A 3,650-nucleotide genomic window follows, 5' to 3' on the forward strand; every position below is an offset into this window, starting at 1 on the left:
AGTCGTGGCGCATTCAGCTTCCTGTTAAACGGCCAAGCACACTCGATTCCCGTTTGTGCAGAGCATTCCTAGGAGACTCTGCGGCTTCTTCAAAGTGTTTCCGATTTACAACGCTCGGCGCGCTCTCGTTGCAGCTGCCGTGCCGCACTTGCGGGGTAACGACTCTGGGGAGAGGCTTTGGTAACATCGGCGCTCAATCGGCCAAAAGCGTAGTATTAGTGGCTTATGCGGCGCTTTTTCTGTGACTAACCCAACGAACAGTAGCCATGGATGGCTAGAAATCTCTTGCGGAACTTACCACGGTGGTAAATAATCGAAAGAACGTAAGCCAATACGCCGGAGCGAGTCCCTCAGATGTAGGTGGAGGCAGTCGTAAAATTCAGGGGAAGGCAGATGGGCCTCTTTACGATCCTGCGGCACTCATCGCGCTGCTCGAGGTTGGGGCGGATGGCGAGAACTATGCGCCAGTCATTCCATTCACCGAAAAGTGCGCTAGGGACGTCCAGAAGTATGAGCTGGACGCAAGAGAGCTAGCCACTCTGGTGAAGGACGCTGTTCGGTCGGGCACTTTCAAGGGCTCTGAATGGTGCGAGAAGCAGCCGGGCGGCCCTTGGGCGGCATGTGATGTCTATGTACTGATTCGCCAGGAATGGAATGAGTACGCCTACAAAGACATCACTCAGGAGTACTACGTCAAGCTAGCCATCAATCGTACTGGCAAGCTGATCCTACTCGTATCAATGCATCAGTAACGGGAGATCCAAATGACTACGCATGTTCTCTGCGATGTGTGCGGGGAAGGCCATGTCGCGTCCGTGTATGGACAAAATGAGATCGAGCACAAGGGCGCAACGTTCTCTGTGCCATTTGTCATGTCGCACTGTGAGGAGTGTGGCAGTGACTACGCGTCAGCGTCTGACATGCGTCAGAACAAGCGCGCGGTAGTGGAGCTTCGTAAAAAGCTAGAGTGTCTTCTGACCGGGCAAGAGGTTCATGCCATCCGTGTCGGCGCAGGCCTGAAGAAGGTACAGGCAGTAAAAATATTCGGTGGTGGGCCGGTCGCCTTTTCGAAGTACGAAGCGGATGATGTGACCCAATCCGCATCAATGGACAAACTCATCCGCGTAGCTGCACAGGTCCCGACTGCATTGGCATGGCTTGCTCATGCGGCAGGTGAGGAAGAGGTTGCGACGGCGATCTGTTCCAAGGAAGTGTCCCGAATCTCTACCATCCTGGAAGCGGATGGAGTGTTAAAGGACGCACGATGTGTGGTTCACGCGGTCCTCAAACATACGCTGTTAGATTCTCCCATTTCCTGTTACTCGAAGGTCTTTGTATCCGAGAGCAGCGAAGAGGATGAACTTGCAGTTGATGTGCAGACAGGCGGGACAGTGCATAGTATGGCCCGCTTTGTTCAGCGCAAGAATGCAGCCTACGAAATGTCGCTCGATTATGACGCTCCAGCTTCGAACTTGCCTGCGGCACTGAAGAGCATGCAGAGCTATAAGTTAGAAGCAGCCTAAGGTATGAGACCGAGTCCATTAAAGCTCAATTCGCTTAGATTCTTGCACGTGAGCGTCTATCCCAGAAATGAGCCTGAGACGCTGGATCCAGTAGAGAACCCCGCGCCAATTGATACCTGGGGAGCAAATATTCATTGTTCCCTTACCCATGCCGAAGCTGATAAGCTAGAAGGCGGGGAGGTCCGCGACTATATGGTTGCGTTAGGGATTCAAGTCAGTGACGGCCCGGAGAAAGAAGTTCCTTACAAGATTGATGTCGAATGTGTGGGATATTTTTCGATACCAAATGGGTTCCCTGACGCGGCGGAACGTCTCGAAATCGCTGTTGTGAATGGTGCGTCTTTGCTCTATGGTGCGATCAGAGAGCAAATCGCAACCGTTACAAGTCGGTGTTGGTACGGTGAGCTACGATTGCCATCGCTGAATTTTCGAGAGGATGGCCCAGCGGCTCGCGCTGCGGCAGAGGCGAAGCGGCGCGCTGCAGAAGAAAAGAGCGGTGCAACTCAACCATCTGCCGATCCAGAGTGATGTAACTTTGCATCATGTCTTGACAAAGCGGCCCGCAATTATGCGGGCCGTTTGCATTTCTGGTGCTAATGCCCGATGGTCTGAGTTGATCCGCGGTTCTCCATGCGCAAGTCTTTCCTCGGTAAATTGCGAGACCACTCAGCTTATGAGTAAGCGAGTCGCAAGCACCGTCTGTACCGTTCAGTAGAGTGGCGCCAAAGTAGTTCCCACCAAATAGTGATGGGAACTACTTTGTCACAGTTACAGGAAGTACCAGTTGCCGGCGGTCGCAAAGGCCGGCCGAACTACAACGAGGAATTCAAGCGGCGATTGGCAGCCGCTGCGTGTGAGCCGGGTGTCTCGGTATCGAAATTGGCGCGCGAGCATGGCATCAACGCGAACATGCTGTTCACTTGGCGCCGACGCTATCGAACGGAGCAGTGCCAGGAAGCTGCGGTGTTGTTGCCGGTGACGGTTGAACGCCCAAGCTCGCCACCCGGTCCGATGCCAATGAGTCCGGGCGCTGCGGTTTGCGAGCCGACGCCGCCGCACGGCGCCATCGAGATCCGCCTGGGCCGAGCGGTGATTCGCATCGAAGGGGCAGTCGACGCGAGCACGTTGCGTACGGTACTGGACCGTTTGACGCCATGATCGGGTTGCCGGCGGGAACACGCATCTGGATCGCTGCAGGCGTGACCGACATGCGCTGTGGATTCAACGGGCTCGCCGCGAAGGTGGAGGCGACTCTGCAAGAGAGCCCATTCTCCGGCCATGTCTTCGTCTTCCGCGGCAGGCGCGGCAACGTCATCAAGGTGTTGTGGTCAACGGGCGATGGACTTTGCTTGCTCTCGAAGCGCCTGGAGCGTGGACGTTTCGTCTGGCCGAAGGCCGACAGCGGCAAGATCCACCTGACGCAAGCGCAGTTGTCGATGCTGCTGGAGGGGATTAACTGGAAGCAGCCCGAGCGCACCTGGCCGCCACAGTCGGTGTTGTAAACCTTGCGGCATGTGCGTAAACTGCCGCGCATGCCAATCGACCCCAGCGATCTCCCCGACGACATTGAGGCCCTGAAGGCCTTGGTGTTGGCACAGCGGGAATCGATCGTACTCATGGAACGGGCCTTGGCGGTCCGCTCCATGGAGATCGAGCAGCTAAATCTGCAGATCTCAAAGCTGAGGCGGATGCAGTTTGGCCAGAAGTCCGAGAAGCTGGATCGACAGATTGAACAGCTTGAGACCCGACTGGAAGATCTGCTGGCCGAGGAAGGTGCGGCTGAAACCGAAGTCGATCCGCAGGCAACCCCTTCTGTCCGGAAGAAAGCGGTACGCAAGCCGTTGCCGGAGCACCTGGAGCGGGAGGAGCGCATTCTCGAGCCCGAGACCGAAGCCTGTCCAGAGTGCGGCGGTAAGCTCAAGCCGCTGGGCGAGGACATCTCGGAGCAACTCGATATCATCAGCAATTCATTCAGGGTGATTCGGCAGGTGCGGCGCAAGAAGGCCTGCGCCTGTTGTGATTGCATCGTCCAGGCTGCGGCGCCAAGCCGGCCGATGAGCGCGGCATTGCCACGGCGGGACTGCACGCTCACATACTGGTTGCCAAATACGCTGATCATCAACCGCT

The 3,650-nt window shown here is 56.3% G+C and carries 5 protein-coding genes and 1 pseudogene; all 6 read left to right on the forward strand.

What is annotated here, in order from left to right; genetic code table 11:
- Positions 1-302: 302 nt before the first annotated feature.
- A complete protein-coding gene (locus tag MKD50_RS30105; protein ID WP_012354750.1) occupies positions 303-752 on the forward strand; it encodes a hypothetical protein in 450 nt (149 codons plus the stop codon).
- 12 nt (positions 753-764) lie between these two features.
- Positions 765-1,523, forward strand: coding sequence for a type II toxin-antitoxin system MqsA family antitoxin (locus MKD50_RS30110; protein WP_012354751.1), 759 nt, complete (start codon positions 765-767; stop codon positions 1,521-1,523).
- A gap of 48 nt (positions 1,524-1,571) precedes the next feature.
- Positions 1,572-2,051 (forward strand): protein-export chaperone SecB, encoded by a 480-nt coding sequence (locus MKD50_RS30115; protein ID WP_157625308.1) that lies wholly within the window; start codon positions 1,572-1,574, stop codon positions 2,049-2,051.
- A 219-nt stretch (positions 2,052-2,270) separates the two neighbouring features.
- Positions 2,271-2,681, forward strand: a complete 411-nt coding sequence (gene tnpA, locus MKD50_RS30120; RefSeq protein WP_081479552.1) for an IS66-like element accessory protein TnpA — start codon at positions 2,271-2,273, stop codon at positions 2,679-2,681.
- Complete coding sequence (gene tnpB, locus MKD50_RS30125; RefSeq protein ID WP_012354753.1) at positions 2,678-3,025, forward strand: IS66 family insertion sequence element accessory protein TnpB; 348 nt, start codon at positions 2,678-2,680, stop codon at positions 3,023-3,025. Before tnpA ends, tnpB begins: the two co-directional genes overlap by 4 nt.
- Before the next feature lie 30 nt (positions 3,026-3,055).
- Positions 3,056-3,650: pseudogene (locus tag MKD50_RS30130) on the forward strand (transposase domain-containing protein); the annotation flags it as partial.

Source organism: Cupriavidus mimosae, assembly GCF_023952485.1.
In the GTDB taxonomy this organism is placed as follows: domain Bacteria; phylum Pseudomonadota; class Gammaproteobacteria; order Burkholderiales; family Burkholderiaceae; genus Cupriavidus; species Cupriavidus taiwanensis_C.

What these genes read in the sequence shown, in the direction of transcription:
- tnpA (WP_081479552.1), top strand. Translation starts at nt 2,271, where the DNA reads ATGGGAACTACTTTGTCACAGTTACAGGAAGTACCAGTTGCCGGCGGT.
- tnpB (WP_012354753.1), top strand. Translation starts at nt 2,678, where the DNA reads ATGATCGGGTTGCCGGCGGGAACACGCATCTGGATCGCTGCAGGCGTG.
- MKD50_RS30110 (WP_012354751.1), top strand. Translation starts at nt 765, where the DNA reads ATGACTACGCATGTTCTCTGCGATGTGTGCGGGGAAGGCCATGTCGCG.